Source organism: Rouxiella silvae, from assembly GCF_002093625.1.
In the GTDB taxonomy this organism is placed as follows: domain Bacteria; phylum Pseudomonadota; class Gammaproteobacteria; order Enterobacterales; family Enterobacteriaceae; genus Rouxiella; species Rouxiella silvae.
This window is the reverse complement of sequence record NZ_MRWD01000023.1, coordinates 37886-57633: the sequence shown is the minus strand read 5'-3', so window position 1 is coordinate 57633 and position 19748 is coordinate 37886. Positions and strand designations below refer to the sequence as shown.

General features: G+C 51.8%; 19 protein-coding genes. 4 read left to right on the top strand and 15 right to left on the bottom strand.

The window, feature by feature from the left end:
• The first annotated feature begins 215 nt into the window (after positions 1-215).
• Positions 216-965: an SDR family oxidoreductase gene (locus BS639_RS11265; protein ID WP_055779234.1), complete on the top strand. Its 750-nt coding sequence runs from the start codon at positions 216-218 to the stop codon at positions 963-965.
• Positions 966-1004: 39 nt separating this feature from the next.
• Complete coding sequence (locus BS639_RS11260) at positions 1005-2636, top strand: FGGY-family carbohydrate kinase (RefSeq protein ID WP_084983124.1); 1632 nt, start codon at positions 1005-1007, stop codon at positions 2634-2636.
• A gap of 57 nt (positions 2637-2693) precedes the next feature.
• On the opposite strand, the gene hisP is transcribed toward BS639_RS11260, so the two are convergent.
• From hisP to BS639_RS11185, 15 genes are all read right to left on the bottom strand, one after another.
• Positions 2694-3467, bottom strand: a complete 774-nt coding sequence (hisP, locus tag BS639_RS11255) for a histidine ABC transporter ATP-binding protein HisP (RefSeq protein ID WP_055779241.1) — start codon at positions 3465-3467, stop codon at positions 2694-2696.
• A gap of 46 nt (positions 3468-3513) precedes the next feature.
• Positions 3514-4230 (bottom strand): ABC transporter permease, encoded by a 717-nt coding sequence (locus BS639_RS11250; RefSeq protein WP_055779244.1) that lies wholly within the window; start codon positions 4228-4230, stop codon positions 3514-3516.
• Positions 4227-4913 (bottom strand): histidine ABC transporter permease HisQ, encoded by a 687-nt coding sequence (locus tag BS639_RS11245; RefSeq protein ID WP_055779247.1) that lies wholly within the window; start codon positions 4911-4913, stop codon positions 4227-4229. Before BS639_RS11245 ends, BS639_RS11250 begins: the two co-directional genes overlap by 4 nt.
• Positions 4914-5048: 135 nt before the next feature.
• The gene (locus tag BS639_RS11240) at positions 5049-5831 is read right to left on the bottom strand and encodes a lysine/arginine/ornithine ABC transporter substrate-binding protein (RefSeq protein ID WP_055779251.1); all 783 of its coding nucleotides are present in this window, start codon (positions 5829-5831) and stop codon (positions 5049-5051) included.
• A 349-nt stretch (positions 5832-6180) separates the two neighbouring features.
• Entirely contained in the window at positions 6181-6753 is a 573-nt protein-coding gene (locus BS639_RS11235) for a UbiX family flavin prenyltransferase (RefSeq protein ID WP_055779255.1), read from the bottom strand.
• A 172-nt stretch (positions 6754-6925) separates the two neighbouring features.
• Positions 6926-8443, bottom strand: a complete 1518-nt coding sequence (gene purF, locus BS639_RS11230) for an amidophosphoribosyltransferase (RefSeq protein WP_055779259.1) — start codon at positions 8441-8443, stop codon at positions 6926-6928.
• A 30-nt stretch (positions 8444-8473) separates the two neighbouring features.
• Complete coding sequence (gene cvpA / locus BS639_RS11225) at positions 8474-8965, bottom strand: colicin V production protein (protein WP_055779263.1); 492 nt, start codon at positions 8963-8965, stop codon at positions 8474-8476.
• A 364-nt stretch (positions 8966-9329) separates the two neighbouring features.
• Positions 9330-10106, bottom strand: a complete 777-nt coding sequence (dedD, locus tag BS639_RS11220) for a cell division protein DedD (RefSeq protein ID WP_055779266.1) — start codon at positions 10104-10106, stop codon at positions 9330-9332.
• Entirely contained in the window at positions 10096-11376 is a 1281-nt protein-coding gene (gene folC, locus BS639_RS11215) for a bifunctional tetrahydrofolate synthase/dihydrofolate synthase (RefSeq protein ID WP_055779269.1), read from the bottom strand. Before folC ends, dedD begins: the two co-directional genes overlap by 11 nt.
• A gap of 220 nt (positions 11377-11596) precedes the next feature.
• Positions 11597-12517, bottom strand: coding sequence for an acetyl-CoA carboxylase, carboxyltransferase subunit beta (gene accD / locus BS639_RS11210; RefSeq protein WP_084983123.1), 921 nt, complete (start codon positions 12515-12517; stop codon positions 11597-11599).
• A 282-nt stretch (positions 12518-12799) separates the two neighbouring features.
• Positions 12800-13468, bottom strand: coding sequence for a DedA family protein (locus tag BS639_RS11205; protein ID WP_055779275.1), 669 nt, complete (start codon positions 13466-13468; stop codon positions 12800-12802).
• Between the two features lie 20 nt (positions 13469-13488).
• Complete coding sequence (gene truA, locus BS639_RS11200; RefSeq protein WP_084983122.1) at positions 13489-14322, bottom strand: tRNA pseudouridine(38-40) synthase TruA; 834 nt, start codon at positions 14320-14322, stop codon at positions 13489-13491.
• Positions 14322-15332, bottom strand: coding sequence for an aspartate-semialdehyde dehydrogenase (locus BS639_RS11195; protein ID WP_055779280.1), 1011 nt, complete (start codon positions 15330-15332; stop codon positions 14322-14324). Before BS639_RS11195 ends, truA begins: the two co-directional genes overlap by 1 nt.
• 107 nt (positions 15333-15439) lie before the next feature.
• The gene (pdxB, locus tag BS639_RS11190; protein WP_084983121.1) at positions 15440-16567 is read right to left on the bottom strand and encodes a 4-phosphoerythronate dehydrogenase PdxB; all 1128 of its coding nucleotides are present in this window, start codon (positions 16565-16567) and stop codon (positions 15440-15442) included.
• Between the two features lie 96 nt (positions 16568-16663).
• Entirely contained in the window at positions 16664-17494 is an 831-nt protein-coding gene (locus BS639_RS11185) for an AraC family transcriptional regulator (protein WP_082457405.1), read from the bottom strand.
• A 133-nt stretch (positions 17495-17627) separates the two neighbouring features.
• Between BS639_RS11185 and BS639_RS11180 the strand changes: the two genes are divergently transcribed.
• Both BS639_RS11180 and flk read left to right on the top strand, forming a co-directional pair.
• Entirely contained in the window at positions 17628-18542 is a 915-nt protein-coding gene (locus tag BS639_RS11180) for a DMT family transporter (protein ID WP_084983120.1), read from the top strand.
• A 157-nt stretch (positions 18543-18699) separates the two neighbouring features.
• Positions 18700-19746, top strand: a complete 1047-nt coding sequence (gene flk, locus BS639_RS11175) for a flagella biosynthesis regulator Flk (protein WP_084983119.1) — start codon at positions 18700-18702, stop codon at positions 19744-19746.
• Positions 19747-19748: the final 2 nt, after the last annotated feature.

Sequence of the window (19748 nt, the reverse complement as noted above, 5' to 3'; positions counted from 1 at the left end):
CCTTTCAAAAGCTTGACGAAAAGGCTTTTAAAATTTAGGGTGAGAATTAAACAACCATGAACAGGTGAATGGGTCAGAATGTTCTGTCTTCCCCCCTCAATAATTCGTTATAAAATTAACCCTGATTCATTTAAAGATAAGTGCCCTATTTTTAGCTTCGCTCACCCAGGGTCTATTACGATAAAATTTCCACCTCATTATATAAGGATTATAAAATGAACCACACTGTATCCTCCATGAATACATCCCTTACCGGCAAGGTCGCTGCTATCACTGGCGCGGCGTCGGGGATCGGTCTCGCGTGTGCAAAAACGTTGTTGAATGCGGGAGCAAAAGTTGTTCTGGTTGACCGTGAAGGCGAAAAGTTAAAGAAAATCGTCGAGGAACTGGGTGAAAACGCGTTTGCATTACAGATAGATTTGATGAAACCGGAAGAGGTCAACACTCTGCTCTCCGGCATCCTCGAACTGGCCGGCCGCCTGGATATTTTCCACGCCAATGCAGGCGCGTATGTTGGCGGCCCCGTCGAGGAGGGCGATCCGGATGTTTGGGACCGCGTACTTCACCTGAACATCAATTCTGCATTCCGCTGTGTCCGTGCAGTGCTGCCGCACATGATCACCCAAAAATCGGGTGACATCATCTTCACCAGCTCCATTGCGGGGGTGGTACCGGTTATTTGGGAGCCTATCTACACTGCGTCGAAATTTGCCGTTCAAGCCTTTGTTCATACCACCCGCCGTCAAGTCGCGAAGCACGGCGTACGCGTCGGAGCCGTCCTGCCAGGGCCTGTCGTTACAGCGCTGCTCGACGACTGGCCACAGGATAAAATGGATGAAGCGCTGGCTAACGGCAGTCTGATGCAGCCTGTAGAGGTGGCAGAATCTGTCCTGTTCATGGTGACCCGCGCTAAGAACGTTACTGTTCGCGATTTGGTTATCCTACCTAACAGTGTCGATCTCTGATCACCCAACATTCAGCCTTCCTAGCTGAAAGGAGCAGGTATGAGTAATAACAATCCAGCCCACCCCAATCCGGTAGTTATTGGCGTTGACGTCGGCTCCGGTAGCGTTAGAGCCGGCGTGTTTGCCCCGTCGGGAACAATGCTGGGCCGCGCTACGCAGCCAATAACCCTTTATAAAGGCCCTGAACATTACGTCGAGCAGTCAAGTCGTGAAATATGGGACGCCGTCTGTCAAACCGTCAGACAAGCCGTAGCCGCGTCAAAGGTTTCTCCAGACCGCGTTGCCGGTATCGGTTTTGATGCCACCTGCTCTCTTGTCGTGGTCGGCGACGGCGGTGTGCCCCTTGCTGTAGGGCCGTCAGAAGACCCACAGAGAAACGTTATCGTCTGGATGGATCATCGCGCCACCGCGCAGGCCGAAGCGATCAATGCGACCGAGCATCCCGTCCTTCAATATGTCGGCGGGAAAATATCGCCGGAAATGGAGACGCCCAAGCTGCTCTGGCTTAAGGAGAACCGGCCTGACGTATACCATAATGCTTGGCAATTCTTTGATTTGGCAGATTTCCTGACCTGGAAGGCCAGCGGAGATCTGGCCCGGTCGGTCTGCACCGTGACCTGTAAGTGGACTTATCTGGCCCACGAGAAACGCTGGGATCCCGACTACTTTCAGCAGATTGGGCTAGAGGAGCTGGCGGATGAGGATTTTCGTCGTATCGGCGTTAGCATCATTGAGCCTGGCATGGCCTGCGGAAAGGGGCTAACGACAGAAGCAGCCGATCGAATGGGTCTGCCATTGGGTACACCCGTGGCCGCCGGTATGATTGACGCACACGCAGGTGGCATCGGCACCGTGGGCGTCGGTGGCGGTGCGGTCCGTAATCTGGCCTACGTTTTTGGTACCTCATCCTGCACCATGACCAGCACGCAGGAACCGGCATTCATTCCAGGTGTCTGGGGGCCTTACTACTCAGCCATGGTTCCTGGTCTCTGGCTTAACGAAGGAGGGCAGAGCGCCGCTGGCGCTGCTATTGCTCAGCTTGTGTCCTTCCATCCAGCCGCGCCTGAGGCTACCTTCAAAGCTAAAGATGCAGGTTTATCATTGCCTTCGTATCTCGCCAGTCTGGCACAGAAAAAGGGGTTGTCCTCCGCTGATGCGATTCAGTTAGCGCGTGATATACACGTAGTGCCTGAATTCCTGGGAAACCGCTCACCGCATGCGGATCCTCACGCACGGGCGGTGATCGTGGGACTGGGCATGGAGAGCGATATCGACAGCCTGCTCTCCCTTTATATTGCTGGCCTCTGCGGCATTGGCTACGGGCTGCGACAGATTATTGACGCGCAGGTCAGTATGGGGGTTACCGTTGATAACGTGGTGCTCAGCGGAGGAGCAGGACGTCACTCGCTGGTACGCCAACTAATAGCCGACGCCTGTGGTTATCCGATCATGACAACAAAAGCTGATGAACCGGTACTTCTGGGAGCGGCCATCCTCGGCGCCGTCGCTGGCGGGATTTCACCGTCAGTCAGTCATGCCATGGAGCAATTTTGTGTTCCAGACAATCAGCATTTACCCGAGGCTAGTGTGAGCGAACTGCATACCCTCCGCTATCAGGCCTATGTACGACTCCAAAATGAAGCGAGGCTTATCCGCGAAACACTGCAGTAACTCACAGAGGCCCTGGGAAGGGCCTCATGGCGAAGTTTTGTTGCTAATGACGACGGGTTATTTTAAGGCACCCGAAAGGAACTGCTGTAAACGCGTACTCTTCGGGCTGCCGAATACATCGGCCGGATTACCCTGCTCTTCAATCACGCCCTGATGCAGGAAAATAACGTGATTAGAAACGTGACGAGCAAACTCCATCTCGTGAGTGACCACCACCATGGTTTTCCCCTCCTCGGCCAGCTTTTGCATGATGCGCAATACCTCCCCCACCAGCTCAGGGTCCAAGGCTGAGGTCGGTTCATCAAACAGCAGCACCTCAGGTTCCATCGCCAATGCGCGTGCAATTGAGACACGCTGCTGCTGACCACCGGAAAGGTTTACCGGATATTTGCCGCGCGCTCGCTCGTCAATACCCACTTTTTCGAGATAGAGAACGGCGCGTTGTTTGGCTTCCGCTTTGCTAAGACCCAAGACCTGAATCGGCGCCTCCATAACGTTCTCCAGAACGGTCATGTGGCTCCACAGGTTGAAGTGCTGAAATACCATGGTTAGCTTGGTACGCAGGAGCTGAAGCTGTTTTTTATCAAACACTTTCAGCTGCCCGTCTGTATCGCGCACCATGCGGATATCTTGATTGTTTACGCTGATTGAGCCTTCACTCGGCTTTTCGAGGAAGTTGATGCAGCGCAAAAAGGTACTTTTCCCCGATCCAGAAGACCCAATAATACTGATAACGTCACCCGCATTTGCCGACATCGACACGCCTTTCAGCACCTCGTGTTCACCATAACGCTTATGCAAATCTATTACGGCTAATTTATTTTCTGGCATGATTTTTCCCGCACAGGTTTAACGTTTTCACTGTTAATACATTTTTTTAGTGAGAAGACTGGGGCTTAACGTGCGCCAGCCAGCGTTTTTCCGCCTTGCGGAACAAACTAATCAACACAAATGAGACACAAAGATAAATAACCGCTGCAATACCAAAGGCATAGAATGGCTGATAGGTCGCGGAGTTGATATCTCGTGCAACTTTCAATACGTCCGGCACCGTGGCAGTAAACGCCAACGCGGTGGAGTGCAGCATTAAAATCACTTCGTTGCTGTAGGCAGGCAAAGCCGTGCGCAGCGCGGAAGGTAAAATGATGCAGGTATAAAGTTTGAATCGCGAGAAGCCGTAGGCATTGGCCGCCTCAATTTCTCCATGCGGAACCGAACGAATAGCCCCAGCGAAAATTTCGGTGGTATACGCACAGGTATTAAGCGTCAGCGCAAGAATGGTGCAGTTTAGCCCGCTGCGGAAAAACGCGTTCAAGAAGTCAGTTCCACGCACGATTTCCAGGCTGTACATGCCTGAATAAAACACCAGCAGTTGCACGTACAGTGGAGTACCGCGGAAGATGTAGGTGTAAACCCAGATAGGCGTGCTTACCCAGCGGTTTGGCGATACGCGTCCTACGGCCATGAGCACCGCCAACAGGCCGCCCATCACCACCGAGCTGATTAACAGCCACAGCGTGACCGCGAGGCCGGTGAAACGGTAACCGTCGCTGTACAGCAAGGACAAACCGTATTGATGTAAAATATCTATCATAGCTCAGCCCTCTTCACACCCAGCGAATAGCGGCGGTCGAGCCACACCAGAACACCATTGGATAAAGTGGTAAATACCAGGTAAATAATACCTGCAACGATGGCGAAGTAGAAAGGTTGATAGGTTCCCTTGCCTGCTAGCTGGGTCGCTTTAACCACGTCATTAAGGCCTAACAGAGAAACCAGCGCCGTAGCCTTGAGAATAACCTGCCAGTTGTTGGCAATTCCCGGCAGCGCAAAGCGCATCATGGCCGGAAACAGAATACGACGAAAAATTTGTGACCCACTGAAACCATAGGCCACGGCAGCTTCGATTTGTCCGCGAGGGACGGCCATAAAAGCACCGCGAAACGTCTCGGTAAAATAGGCACCGTAAATGAATCCCAGGGTGATGATACCGGCGCTCAGGGGATCGATATCAATCTGATCCATGCCAACAGCTTCAGTCAGATTGTTTAACGCAATCTGCAAACCATAAAAAATTAACAACATCAATACCAGGTCGGGAACACCGCGAATCAACGTCGTATAAGCGCCGAAAATACCAGAAATAACCCGGCTTTTTGACAACTTACCGCCCGCACCAATCAAACCAATAACCACCGCCAGCAGCACCGAGGAAAGTGCCAATTCCAGCGTAACCAGCGTGCCCTGGATTATTACTTGGGAATACCCATATAGCATGAACATATCCTGTCTTTGACGAGAATCAGACTGCGTTTCGCAGGTTTATTAGGGCTTTTTAAAAACGGCTTACCCCTAAGGGCAAGCCGCCACTACGGAAACGACAACTATTTTCCTGACGTCGTCAGTTAATGCTTAACCACCGTACACATCGAACGTGAAGTATTTTTTCGCCAATTTGTCGTAAGTACCGTCTTTACGCATAGAGTCGAATGCCTTGTCCAGGGCGGATTTCAAGTCGTCTTCATTTTTACGCAGACCCATACCGGTACCCACGCCAAAGAATTTATCATCTTTAACGGAAGGACCCGCGAACGCATAGCCTTTACCCGCAGCCTGTTTCAGGAAACCTTCGCTACCCGCCACTTCGTCCTGGAACGCCGCGTCCAGACGACCAGATGCTAAGTCGGCGTAAATCAGGTCTTGGTTCTGGTAAGCAACAACGTTGATACCTTTAGGCTGCCACATAGCGTTGGCATAGGCTTCCTGAGTGGAACCCTGTAAAACACCCACATTTTTGCCTTTCAGTGCCTCAAGCGTTGGCAGAACTTTAGAACCAACCGGCGCAATCAGGCGTGCGTTCGCGGCATAAAGTTTTTCGGTAAAATCGATTTCCTGCTGACGTTTTTCAGTGATCGACAGAGAGGAAATGATGGCGTCGATTTTTTTTGCTTTCAATGATGGGATCAGGGCATCAAAGTCACTTTCAACGTAGGTACATTTAATTTGCGCACGCTTACACATTTCATTGGCCAGGTCGATATCGAAACCTACCAGCTTACCGCTGGAATCCTTGGACTCGAATGGCGCATAAGTTGGATCCGTACCGATTTTGATTGCTTTTGGCACGGCAGCAAAAGCGCTGCTTGCGCTGGCCAGTACTAACACCAGAGGAAGAACCTTGAACAACTTTTTCATACATTACCCTCAGCCATTAATCGTGCGTTGTTGTTTGTTGTTGTACCGGGTTGCCTGAACAACCTTTTATTGTTTTGTTACCGGTCTGTGTCGGTAACATTTTTACTAATTTTACTGCTATGCAGTAATTATGCATAAGTTATGCAGTAATCGTGCCGACTTTTCTTTTCTGCTGTTTTAATGAACGACAGGCCCGTAATTACATTTAGAGTAGTCTGCAAAATAACCCGTTGACCTCGCCGCATCGGATGATTGAAACAGAAATGCACCAAAATAAAACACAAAGAGTTCAATTTTGGTGCATCGTTATCATTCTGTGCAAAATTAGGGCATAAAAGGTTGCAAAAACTCAGTGGCTGCCCTGCCAACGAACAAACAGGTCTTCCGGCAGCTCGATATCAAACTGATCGATGACGCGATTAACGGTCTGATCAACAATATCTTCAACGCTGGTCGGACGATGATAAAACGCCGGCACCGGCGGCATGATAATCGCGCCCAGCTCAGCGGCCTGCGTCATTAAACGCAGATGACCCAGGTGAAGCGGGGTTTCGCGCACGCATAGAACCAGCCTGCGGCTCTCTTTTAATACCACGTCTGCTGCACGCGTCAGTAAACCGTCGGTATAGCTGTTTACGATGCCGGAGAGCGTTTTGATTGAACAAGGCAGAATCGCCATGCCCGCGGTTTTGAAAGAACCGGAAGAAATGCTGGCGGCGATATCACGCGAATCATGAACCACGTCGGCCAAAGCCTGCACGTCGCGTAAATTCAAATCGGTTTCCAGGGCGAGGGTTTGTCGCGCGGCATTACTCATCACCAGATGGGTTTCAACGTCAGCGACTTCGCGTAATACCTGTAGCAGGCGAACGCCATAAATTGCGCCGCTGGCGCCGGAGATGCCGACAATGAGTCGTTTCATGAAAACTGCCTCAGAAATGACGAACTAAAACGTCAGAAGGTATGAATAATCAGAAGACTTTGCCGGATTGAAAAGCGATTGGCAAGTAACAGAGGAGGGAGTCGCGATATAACGCGAATACCGCCCATTATCCTCCATAAAGTGGGGAATAATGGGCGGCTGAAAGGCTGGATCAGCCTTCGTTATGCATTTCGAGATTTTCAGCTTCCTGCTGGCCGCGCAATGCCTGAGCATCGTCGTTACGCAGGGCGTCAAGGTACTCAAGATAGTTTTGATCAACATCTTTAGTGACGTAGATGCCGTCAAATACCGAGCATTCGAACTGCTCGATATCCGGATTCTCTTCTCTCACCGCATCGATAAGGTCGCTCAAGTCCTGGAAGATAAGCGCGTCTGCACCAATCATCTGGTTAATTTCGCTGACTTCACGACCGTGAGCGATCAGCTCATTAGCGGTCGGCATATCAATACCGTAAACGTTCGGGAAACGGACTTCCGGCGCGGCCGAAGCGAGGTAGACATTTCTGGCACCTGCATCACGAGCCATCTCGACTATCTGCTGCGAGGTCGTACCGCGAACGATAGAGTCATCGATCAGCAGAACGTTTTTATCACGGAACTCAGCGCGGTTGGCGTTCAGTTTACGGCGAACCGACTTAACGCGCTCCTGCTGACCCGGCATGATGAAGGTACGGCCAACGTAGCGGTTTTTAACAAACCCCTGACGGTAAGGCTTGTTAAGGATGCGGGCGATTTCCAGAGCAATATCGTTAGACGTTTCTGGGATCGGAATAACCGCATCAATTTCCAAGTCTTCCCACTCGCGAGCAATTTTGGCACCCAGCTTCTGGCCCATACGGCGACGTGCGCTATAGACCGAAATCTTGTCGATAAACGAGTCCGGGCGAGCAAAATAGACGTACTCGAACAGGCACGGATTGTACTGAGGATTCTCGGCACACATGCGCGTAAAGAGTTGGCCTTTTTCGGTGACATAAACGGCTTCACCTGGCGCAACGTCACGCAGGAACTCAAAGCCCAGCGTATCGAGAGCCACGCTTTCAGACGCAACCATGTATTCACAGCGGCCGTCTTCAAGCTCGCGCTTGCCGATAACCAATGGACGAATACCGTGCGGGTCACGGAACGCGAGCATGCCGTGGCCAATTATCATCGCCACACAGGCATAAGCACCGCGGATTTTGAGATTCATTGCGGATACAGCAGCAAAAATGTTGTCTGCTTCAAGCGGGTAGTGTTGGAATCTATCCAGCTCGCTCGCAAGAATGTTCAGCAAAATTTCGGAGTCAGACGTGGTGTTGACGTGACGACGCGCGCCCTCAAACAGCGTACTTCTCAGTTCGTGTGCATTGGTCAGATTACCGTTGTGGGCAAGGGTGATGCCGAACGGAGAGTTGACGTAAAAAGGTTGAGCCTCTGAAGCGCTGGAACTGCCAGCCGTAGGGTAACGAACGTGACCAAGGCCCATGTTGCCCTGCAAACGTTGCATATGCCGTGCTTCGAATACATCCTTCACCAGGCCATTAGCCTTCCGCAAACGGAAGTTGTTGTTGCCATCAATGGTGACGATGCCTGCGGCATCCTGCCCACGGTGTTGTAACACCGTTAACGCGTCATAAATCGACTGGTTTACCGGCATGAAACCGGCGATACCGACAATACCGCACATGTTGTCTTTTCCTCATCAGCGCTGCCAAAGTTAAATATGCTTTGGCAAGAAACTCGACGTGCTCTGCAGGTAGTCAAAGAACCACCTGATGATAGAACTGAAATATGGGATCAACTGAGACTGCTTCCAGTCATCGCCGTGTGAAAAGCTGGTAAACGTATCCAGAAAGAACAGCCCTGCGGAGACGATAAGTACGCCGCGCAGTGCGCCAAAACAGACACCAAGTACCCGGTCAGTTCCCGAAAGTCCGGTACGCTCGACCAATGAGCCAATCACATAGTTTACAATGGCACCTACGATCAACGTCGCGATGAACAAGATACCGATTGCGATCCCGTTTCGAACGACTTCGTCTTCGAAACGTGTGAAATAGACGGCGAGGTAAGGATAATAGTGGCTGGCAACGAAGAAGGCGCACCCCCAGGTTACCAATGATAAGGCTTCGCGAACAAAACCTCGAATCAGGCTGACTAAAGCAGAAAACCCGATAACCGCAATAATGACGTAATCAATCCAAACCATCACTTTATCAATCTCATCCAGGATAAGACCCTTCGTCTCTGCTGCTTAAGCGACAGTTACTCTGGGAAAAACTTGCCCGGCATCCAAATCGCTGCGAATTCTAACAGAAAAAGAAAACGTTTGCGTAGGGGAAATCTGCCGGTCAGCCAAATTATTCATTGCGGTGAAAAAAACATCAACCATCGCAAAAAGATAACAAAATCTTTTAAATAAAAGTTAAATGAAAAGGGCACAGTTTGCTTATACAGCGGCAGCCTGGGAACAGGCGCGCTCTAATCACAAACACCCCGGCGACCTGGATGACCAGGTGACCGGGGTGATTAAGCACAATCAAATGCTCTGCACGTTACAAAATAACGGGTCTTTATTTCGTCGAGTACGAACGCACGACGCCGCTCAATCCACTGGCATTTTTCAACGCCGGCAGCGACGACTCAAGATTTTGCCTGTTGGCCTCGGGTCCGACGAAGACGCGGGTTATCTGCCCCTGAACCGGCGTAGCCGGAACCGTATAGGCGCGATAGCCTGACAGACGCAGCTTCGCGACAATCTCGTTCACCTTGTCGGCATTTTTCAATGCACCCAGCTGCACCACATAAGATTGGCCCACCGGCGCTTTTTCTGCCGTTGCTGGCTTCTCGGTCGCCTGTGACTTAGGTTCCGCCTTAGGCGTTTCAACCGGCTTGGACTCTACGCGCTTTGGCTCAACTTTCTTCGGCTCGGCGGCCTTGGTCGGTACTGGTTTCGTCTGCGCAGGTCTCGTTTGCTGAGCGGGACGCGATTCAACGTGGCTCGGTGGCGTTAAGGTCTTAGGCTGAGATTTCGGCGGTGGTGCGCTCACCGTTGCATCGCCGTCTTCCTCACCTGCGCCGTCAGCCTGCGCGGCGGCGTGAGCCGCCTCTGCCGCACCGGCATTAACAGCGTCACCCGCCCCTTCAGGAGGTTGTGCCGGCAAAGACTGCGTTACCTGTCCTGTGCTGTCCTGCTCCTGAGCATCCCCTGGTTTAGGCACCAACGGAATCGACGCGAACTCATCCTCATAGTGCTTCTTTTTTCCATCAAGCAGCCCTGGGAGAATGATGACCCCCAGCGCGACCAGAATTACGGTGCCAACCAGACGATTTTGAAACTTACTTGCCACTGGTATTCCCCGTATCTAACGCAGCCATCACATGCGCTACGGTATGAAATGATCCACAGACTATAACAATATCCTGAGTTTCAGCATCCTGCATCGCCTGTCTCCATGCACTCACCACATCGGTGAAAGAAAACGCCTGCGGAAGATGTTCTGTCAACGCTGATACGTCGGCACCACGCGGCCCTTCAAGCGGCGCGCAGTACCAAACGTCAACCTGCGGTTTAAGACAGTCCAACGTTCCCGCAATGTCTTTATCCAATAACATACCGATAACTGCACGCACTTTTCCGCCCTGCCTTGGCAAATCAGAAAGTTTACCGGCCAAATAGCCCGCGGCGTGCGGATTGTGTGCAACGTCGAGGATAAGTCTAGGCGACTCACTGATCACCTGAAAACGCCCCGGCAAAGAGGCCTGCTGCAGGCCAGTATAAATCGCATCTTCAGAAACGTTCAGGTCAGAATAGTGCAGCGCCGCCAGCGCCGTAGCCGCATTGGCCAGCGGAACGTTGGGCAGCGGCAAGTTTTCGTAATGAGCCGCGCCTTCGCCTTCGCAGCGCCAGTTCCAATCCGTACTGCTGACCTGATAATGCCAGTCGTGGCCTACGCGATGCAGCAGAGCACCTTTTTCATTAGCCACGTCGGCAATGGTCTGTGGCATGTCAATTTCACCGACGATGGCAGGACAGTTTTGGCGGAAGACACCGGCTTTTTCTCGGCCAATACTTTCGCAGTCGGGGCCTAACCAGTCCGTGTGGTCGAGAGCAATGCTGGTGACCACAGAAACGTTGGCATCCACAATGTTGGTGGCGTCTAGTCTTCCGCCAAGCCCGACTTCAAGGATAACCACGTCCAGAGCGGCCTGCTTGAACAGCTGCAGCGCAGAAAGTGTACCGTATTCAAAATAGGTCAGCGAAATATCACCCCGGCCAGCCTCAAGCAGCGCAAACGACTGGCAGTGCTCCGCTTCGCTAAGCTCTTGCCCTTGAATGCGCACGCGCTCGGTGTAGCGAACCAGGTGCGGAGAACTGTAAACCCCGACCCGGTAACCGGCGGCCATCAGCACGGCTTCAAGCGTGCGGCAGGTAGTGCCTTTGCCATTGGTACCCGCAACGGTGAATACTTTAGGGGCGGGAGTCAGAAGATTCATGCGTGAAGCAACGGCTTTTACCCGATCTAAACCGAGTTCAATCGCCTGGGAATGGAGATTTTCAAGATAATGAAGCCACGTGACCAAAGGCGACGTGGCTTCAGGAATAAGAGTCTTTTGCATAAGTCCCGCCTAACTTAATCTATTCAGAATCATTATGAATCTGAAGGACATGCATTACCGGACTTTACGACAGGCAATGCCCCTTTGTCAGCACTTGCGCACGACGCTGGATACCAGCCTATTTTACTTATTACCCGCACTCATTACCCAACAGATGGGGGTAAAGGCGGCAAACAATATTGCCGCCCTTTTCACGCGTACAGGCTATTAATGCAGCCTATCAGGCATCCTGATGATTATCTGTTGAAGCGTCATCTGCTTTAACAACAGGTACTTCGGTGACTTTTGGCTCAGGATGACCGGTCAATTTGGCTAGCACGCTGCCCAGTTTGTTACGCAAGTCAGGACGACGAACGATCATGTCAATCGCCCCTTTCTCGATAAGGAACTCACTGCGCTGGAAGCCCGGCGGCAGTTTTTCACGAACGGTTTGCTCAATAACGCGAGGTCCCGCAAAGCCAATCAGCGCTTTAGGTTCAGCAACGTTGATATCGCCAAGCATCGCCAAGCTGGCGGAAACACCACCCATCGTTGGGTCTGTCATCACCGAGATATAAGGCAAGCCGCGCTCTTGCAGTTTTGCCAGCGCAGCACTGGTTTTCGCCATCTGCATCAGTGACATCAGCGCTTCCTGCATGCGAGCACCGCCGCTTGCAGAGAAACAAACCAGCGGACAGTTATCTTCCATCGCCTGCTCAACGCCACGCACAAAACGTGCGCCGACAACGGAGGCCATAGACCCCCCCATAAAGGCAAATTCAAACGCAGCAACAACAATAGGCATGCCGTACAGGGTGCCTTTCATTACCACCATCGCGTCTTTTTCATCTGTCTCTTTCTGAGCTGCTACCAGACGATCTTTATATTTTTTGGAGTCTTTAAACTTAAGCAAATCTTTAGGCTCAAGCTCACTACCCAATTCGACCTCGCTACCTTCGTCCATAAAAGTGAACAGACGCATACGTGCAGACATACGCATGTGGTGATCACACTTAGGACAAACCATCAGATTGCGCTCGAGTTCAGCGCGGTATAACACCTGACCACAGCTATCGCATTTGGTCCAGACACCTTCTGGAATGCTTGCTTTACGGGTTTGCGAGATGTTGCTTTTATTAAGAATTCGTTCAATCCAGCTCATCGATGACCTTTCTGTTTGAACCTGGCACGCGCCAGTTCGCTGTTCATGCTGTAACAAGTCCCCTGCTTTTAACTCAAAAACCGCCCCCATTAAACCTGATGTTTCATGCGGCTATTGCCGTTAAAACCATCAAGCAGGAGGGGTTGCTCGCAGGAACAGACCACAAATGTCGCTCATTAAACCATAACAGGGCAAGACTGTAGATAAAAAACTGGTCTTACCCTTTGGTTTAATAACTTTAATTTTAAGAAATATCGCTAAAGTCAGGACCTGACCTGTGCGTTAGTTTGGCCGCTCGCCTGTTTTGCCCGCGGCTTTACGGTGACGGACAACCTCGATAATCGCTGGCAAAACAGAGACAACGATAATGGCGACGATCACGAATTTCAAATTGTTCTGCACAAACGGCACGTTGCCAAAAAGATAGCCAGCATAGGTTAATAGCAGTACCCAAATCAGGGCACCGATCACGTTATAGGTGGCAAACTGGCGATAAGACATACGTCCCATGCCGGCAACAAAAGGCGCAAAAGTACGAACAATTGGCACAAAGCGCGCAAGAATAATCGTTTTACCGCCGTGTTTCTCGTAAAATTTGTGCGTTTGGTCCAAATAACTTTGACGGAAAATTTTTGAATTTGGATTAGCGAACAGTTTCGCACCAAACAAACGTCCAATGGTGTAGTTAACCGCATCCCCTATTACTGCGGCCACCACCATCAAAAATACCATCACGTGAACGTCGAGACTGTTAGTGGGGAGAGCAGCAAGCGCCCCCGCTACAAATAGCAAAGAGTCACCCGGTAAGAATGGCGTGACCACCAATCCGGTTTCGCAGAACAGTATCAGGAACAAAATGGCATACACCCATGCGCCATAGTTCGCGACGAGTTCAGTAAGATGCACATCAATATGCAGGATAAAATCAACGATATAGTGGATAAATTCCATGGTATTACCTCATGTGTCCTTCAATCGGCAAGAAACAGCGGGCCCAGCGTAACCTTCGGCAACGCAAACTTTTCGGGATAATCAACGGCAACAAGATACAACCCTTCAGCCTTGGCGGTCGCGGCAGCAAGATTTCTGTTTTTCGCAGCCAGCAGCTCTGCCATCCAGCTTTCAGGCTGGTTGCCAGCGCCTATTTCAACCAGGCTGCCAACAATATTGCGCACCATATGGTGAACGAACGCGTTGGCCTTAATATCCACCACAACATAATGTCCAAAGCGACTGACGTTCAAATGCATCATAAAACGCCAAGGCGTTCTCGACTGGCACTGTACGGCACGAAATGAGGTAAAATCATTTTCGCCCAGCAAACATTGCCCTGCCCGCTGCATTTTTTCAACATCAAGCGGCATATGGACGTGCGTTATTCCGTGATTTAAAATTCCGGGGCGGTAGCGATGATTGTAAATCACATAGCGATAGCGACGAGCCGTAGCGCTAAAACGTGCATGAAAATCCTCACCGACGTGACTGACCCAGCGCACGGCAATATCTTTGGGCAGATGAGTATTGACCCCCATCGTCCAGGCCGCATCTTTGCGAATTATTGGCGTATCAAAATGTACCACCTGGCCGGTTGCGCTCACGCCCGCGTCGGTTCTCCCCGCGCACTGCACGGTAATCGGCGCATCGGCAACGCGGCTCAGCGCCTTTTCCAAACAGGCCTGAACGCTGTCGACTTCCTGCTGACGCTGCCAACCATAATAGCGGCTGCCGTCGTACTCAATTCCCAGGGCAATACGTTCAGCGATAACGGCTGACGGCTGCGTGTCAACGTGTTGCTCGACAGACATTAGTACCAGTACTCCTGGATCAGCTTTTCTGCAGTTTCAACCGCCATTAGGGCGCCGCCAAAGCGAACGTTGTCTGCCACCGACCAAAACTGAATCAGTTCGGGAATACCATAATCATTGCGGATACAGCCAATGCTAAGCGACGAATTACCGGACGCATCGCTGACCTGAGTCGGGAAATCGTCTTCCTCGCTGAGGTTGATATCGTCGGCATTTTCCAGCTCTGTGCGGGCTTCGTCGGCAGAAATCGGACGCAGCCCTTCTAAGTGAACAACCTGTGCATGGCCATAAAATACCGGAGACTGTACACAGCTTACCGAAATATGCAGGCCGTCGTCCTGAACCACTTTACGCACCTGATCCACCAGGCGACGCTCTTCCAACACGCTACCTTCGTTATCATTGAGCAGCGGCAACAGATTGAATGCCAGCTGTTTGCTGAAAATGCCCTCTTCAGCCGGAATACCGTTGAGCAAACGCGCGCTCTGTCCGGCCAGGTCGTCAACGGCGGCTTTGCCCAAGGCTGAAACGGACAGCAGAGACGTCACGTGAAGGCGCGACAGTCCAGCCAGCTCGGTCAGCGGCTTGATGGCGGTCAGCAGTTGGCTGGTCAGGCTATCAGCAACGGCAACAATGTTGCGGTTGCGATAGTGCATCAGTACGTCAGGGTTTACCGATGGCACCACCAGCGGAATATCATTTTCCATCGAGAAAAGACCGCTGCTGTCGATAACCAGGCAGCCCTGATTAGCCGCCTCTTCTGCATACTTTGCCGAAGCGTCTTTACCGGCAACAAAAAACGCCAGCTGCACCTGCGACCAGTCAAACTCGGCGGCGTCGCGCACCAGCATGCTTTTGCCGTTATAGCGAATCGTTTGTCCGGCGCTGCGCTCACTCGCCAGCGGGAAAAGCTCACCAACCGGGAACTGACGTTCAGACAGGAGCTCCAGTAGCGCATCACCTACCGCGCCAGTGGCGCCAAGCAGCGCGATATTCCAGCCATCAGACATGTTGGTTTTCTCCAAAAATTTCAGACTACAAACTAAAAGGGGCGGGATTTACTCCGCCCTGATAAATAATAATAACAGAAGGATACGGTAGGAACCTTATCGGGACCTTAAGCAACGTCGCTATTAAAGCCGAGTTTTTTCAACAGGCTGGCGGTCTCTGGGTTATCACAGTGCACTAACAGTGATGACCACTCGCGACGCTCTTCATAAAACTTGCGCAAACGGTCAAATTCACCGCTTTTACCGGCTACTCTACGCAGCGGGGCATCATCGCGCCGCACATCATACACTAAGTGCGCCAGACGCAGCAGCTTAGCTTCGGTGAGCTCACCGCGCAGCAGGACTTCACCGAATTCGGGCGCGGGCAGCAGACTTTCAAGCGGAACCTGCTGCGGCTGGCCAATAAACTGGCTATATGCCTCAAAAACCTGCGTAGTACCGCGCGCTTTACCCTCAAGGCTGTAGCCTGCGATGTGCGCTGTACCGATGGCAACCTTCTCCAGCAGTGCCAAAGACAGTTCTGGCTCGGGTTCCCATACGTCCAATACCGCCGTGAGTTTCTTCTCGCCGTTCAGCGCGCTCAGCAGCGCGGCATTATCCACCACCTCCCCCCGACAGGCGTTAACGAGAATCGCGTCCGGCTTCAAGGCGGCCAGCAGGGCTTCGTCAACCAGATGATACGTTTTGTCAGGACCAGACTGATTTAGCGGAGTATGGAAGGTAAGAATATCAGCCTCGGCCACCAGCTTTTCAAGCGGCCAGAAAGTTTCGCTGCTGTCGTGCTGGGCACGCGGAGGGTCGCAAAGAAGTGTGCGAATACCCAGTGCCGTCAGGCGGGCCTTAAGACGTGAACCAACGTTGCCGACGCCGATAATTCCCACCGTTTTATCGCGCAGCGAGAAACCGTCACGCTGCGCGAGGATCAGCAGAGAAGAAAAGACGTACTCAACCACGGCAATAGCGTTACAGCCGGGCGCGGCAGAAAATCCCACACCGGCCTGCTGCAACCAGGCATCGTCTACGTGGTCAGTACCGGCAGTGGCTGTACCGACAAATTTTACCGGCGTGCCGCTCAACAGGCTCTCGTTGACCTTGGTGACCGAACGCACCATCAGAGCATCCGCCGAAGCCAGCGCATCTTGAGGAATGGGACGACCCGCAACGGCCTGTACTTCACCCAAGCGGCTAAACAATTCGACCGCATAAGGCATATTTTCATCAACCAGGATTTTCACGCTTTTCTCCGCTTGCCGTGCTAAAAAATTGACAGCCATTTTGCCATAGCTGTTCAGCTATCTATATAGAGTCAGTCGATTAATATAGACAGCCAATTATTGTTCCGTACGAAAACGCTGCGGCGTGGTGCCCGAGATTTGTACGAACATGGTAATAAACGCCGAAGATGAGCTATAGCCGACGTCCAACGCGACTTCACGCACGCTTTTACCCTGCTCAAGCAGAGAAATAGCGTGCAAAAAACGCAGTCGTTGCCGCCATTCGCTGAACGCCATACCCAGCTCGTCTTGGCAGCGTCGCGAAAGGGTCCGCTCGGAGGTATAGACCCGCTTTGCCCACTCGGCCAGCGAAAGATTGTTGGCAGGATCTTTCTCCAGCGCCGATAAAATGGGCGCCAGCAGCTTGTCGTCAGAGTTGGGCAGATAGGTACTCAGACACGGACAGACGGCAATTTGGTCCAGCAGTACCTGACTCATGCGCACGTCCGACTCCGTGATGGGAACGGAAAGACCGCGTGAAAAACAGTCTTCGGCAATAGCGTTAAAAACGGGCGTAAGATTGAGCAAGCACGGTGTTTTTGGCAGTCCTGCATCAAGATGGGTGGCGATGTCGATAGCATAAAATCGTGTTGTTTTACGGTTGTAGCTCGAGTGCACGGTTCCTGCTGGGATCCACAAAGCGAACTCCGGCGGTGCAAGATAGCGCTGACCGGCGACCTGCATGGCCAAAACGCCGGACTTCACACAGATGATCTGACTCCAACGGTGTGAATGAGAAGCGTATTCGGTATTGGCGCTTACCGTTTCTCCACGAAACAGTAGCGTCTCGGGTGCCAGCGTTGACAAGGGAAAGCTTCGGGCTTCAGACCGTTTACGCCCGGAGGTCGGCCTGATTTTATTGCTATTGCTGTTGCTTTTAGTCGCCATGCTATTGATTCTCACCGCGCCGATGACGTCATGCTAAATTGGCTGATTTACGAAAAAAGATGTCTGATTATCAGTATATATAAAAAACCAGACAGTATTACACTAGAGGGATAATTTATTGCGGACATTACTTATGAACCTGCTCTTCCCACTCTTCGCGGTCCTTATCTGGTCGTTAAATGCCGTGGTAAGCAAAGCCGCAGCCGGGGCTATCGACCCAGCCGCCATTTCTTTCTATCGCTGGCTATTAGCGTTATTAACGTTAACACCGTTCATCCTGCCCGGCGTTTGGCGCAACCGCGCGGAGATTAAAAAGTATTGGTGGAAATTTATGACTCTCGGCCTGCTGGGCATGGTGTTGTACCAAAGCCTGGCCTACTATGCCGCCCACACCGTAAGCGCGCTGTTCATGGGCATTATTGCCTCACTCATACCGCTGCTGACCGTATTAATCAGCCTGGTAGTATTAAGCGTGGTGCCGACGGTGGGGATTGCACTCGGCAGCATCGTTTCACTGGGTGGCCTGATATGGCTGGTCAGTTCTGGGCATCCCCAAATGCTGTTGCAGCAAGGCATTGGCATGGGTGAATTGATGATGTTTGCCGCTTCGGCGTCCTACGCTTTGTACGGCGTGTTAACCAAACGCTGGGCCATTCCAGTTCCAAACTGGCAGTCGCTGTATGTGCAGATTATTTTCGGCGTTTTGATGCTACTTCCCAATTTCCTTATGGCGAACAACGTACAATTAAACTCACAAAATATACCATTGGTGCTTTTTGCAGGTATTCCGGCATCGATAATTGCCCCTTTCCTGTGGATCAAAGGCGTACATCATCTTGGTGCCAATTTGGCTACCATTTTTATGAACCTGACGCCGATTTTCACCGCAGTCATTGCGGTGATCTTTTTGCATGAACAGTTGCACAGTTATCACCTTATCGGTGGCGGAGTTACGCTGGTTGGCGTGATACTGGCGCAGAGATTGCGCACTCCACTGTTCGGCGCACGTAAAGGAACGCAACTCGTAGACCATAAACAGGAAAGTTAACGCAAAGAATCTCTGCTATGGCGGTATTCACGGTGTCGAACGAGGGTAATTATCTGTATGATGTCGCTCTTGTGCGCTCGACGCCGTGTTTAACACCTCTATTGCCCCTGAATTCAACCTGTCGGGGCGGTAAAAACTCTTAGCAAGGACTGGTAATATGCAACCTTTGAGTGGCGAAAGCTCCCCCGTTGGCAAGAAGCGGGAACAGCGTGATGCCCAAACAGTCCCTGCTGGCGCAGGTGAAAACCAGCCTCTCACCCCGGCGCAGCGCACCAGTCTTGAAAAACTGATCGTTAAGCTGATGGCGTTAACTGCCATGAAGTCGCCTGAAATCTGGGCCAACCTGCGTCATGAGCTTGCCCTTCCACACGACGGCGAACTGACTACTAGCCAGTTTGCTCAGGCTGAATTACTGCTCAATAACAAACTTCATCAGGCGCAGGGCGGCCATGCGTCCCGTCAGCTACTGCAGCAGCTGACCGAACTGCTGCCGCTGGGTAACAACCGTCAGGCGGTCAGCGATTTTATCCGTCAAAATTTCGGTCACACCGTGCTCAGCCAACTGAGCCACGAGCAGCTTGAAAAAGTGCTGGTGTTGATTCAGTCACGGGAAATGACCATTCCACAGCCGCAGTTGACCACCATCATGGATCGTCCCTTGCTGCCTGCGGAACACAACAGTCTACAACAGTCAGTGACCAAACTCAGTGCGGCAACCGGTGAAGCACCTGCCAAAATATGGCAAGAGCTTTTTGTGATGATCGGTGTGAAGGTGGGTGATCCTATTCCGGCCAAACATTTTCCGCTGCTGACGCAGTTTGCGCAGGTTAAAATCACCGTCAGTCAGCAAACATCGCCGACGCTAACCAGCCTGCTCAGCGTACTAAAACAACCGGCTACCGAGCAGGAACAGCAGCGTCTGAATGACTACGTTGTCAGCAATTACCATGCAGATACTAATACGCCGCTGCTCACCGCGCAGGTGAATACTTTGATCCGTGTACTTTTCAATCAGCGCGTCAGCAACACCTCACGTCATGAGACGCCAGAAACTCAGGGCGCGAAAAACCTGCGCCCTGAGCCATCAGCCCCCGCGAACGCGCTTATTGTCCTGCTGCCGAAATCGATGCAGCCTAACGGCGGCATGTGGTTAACCCTTATTCTACTGGTCGTACTCGCCTTGCTATTCTGGATTACCCTCTAAGT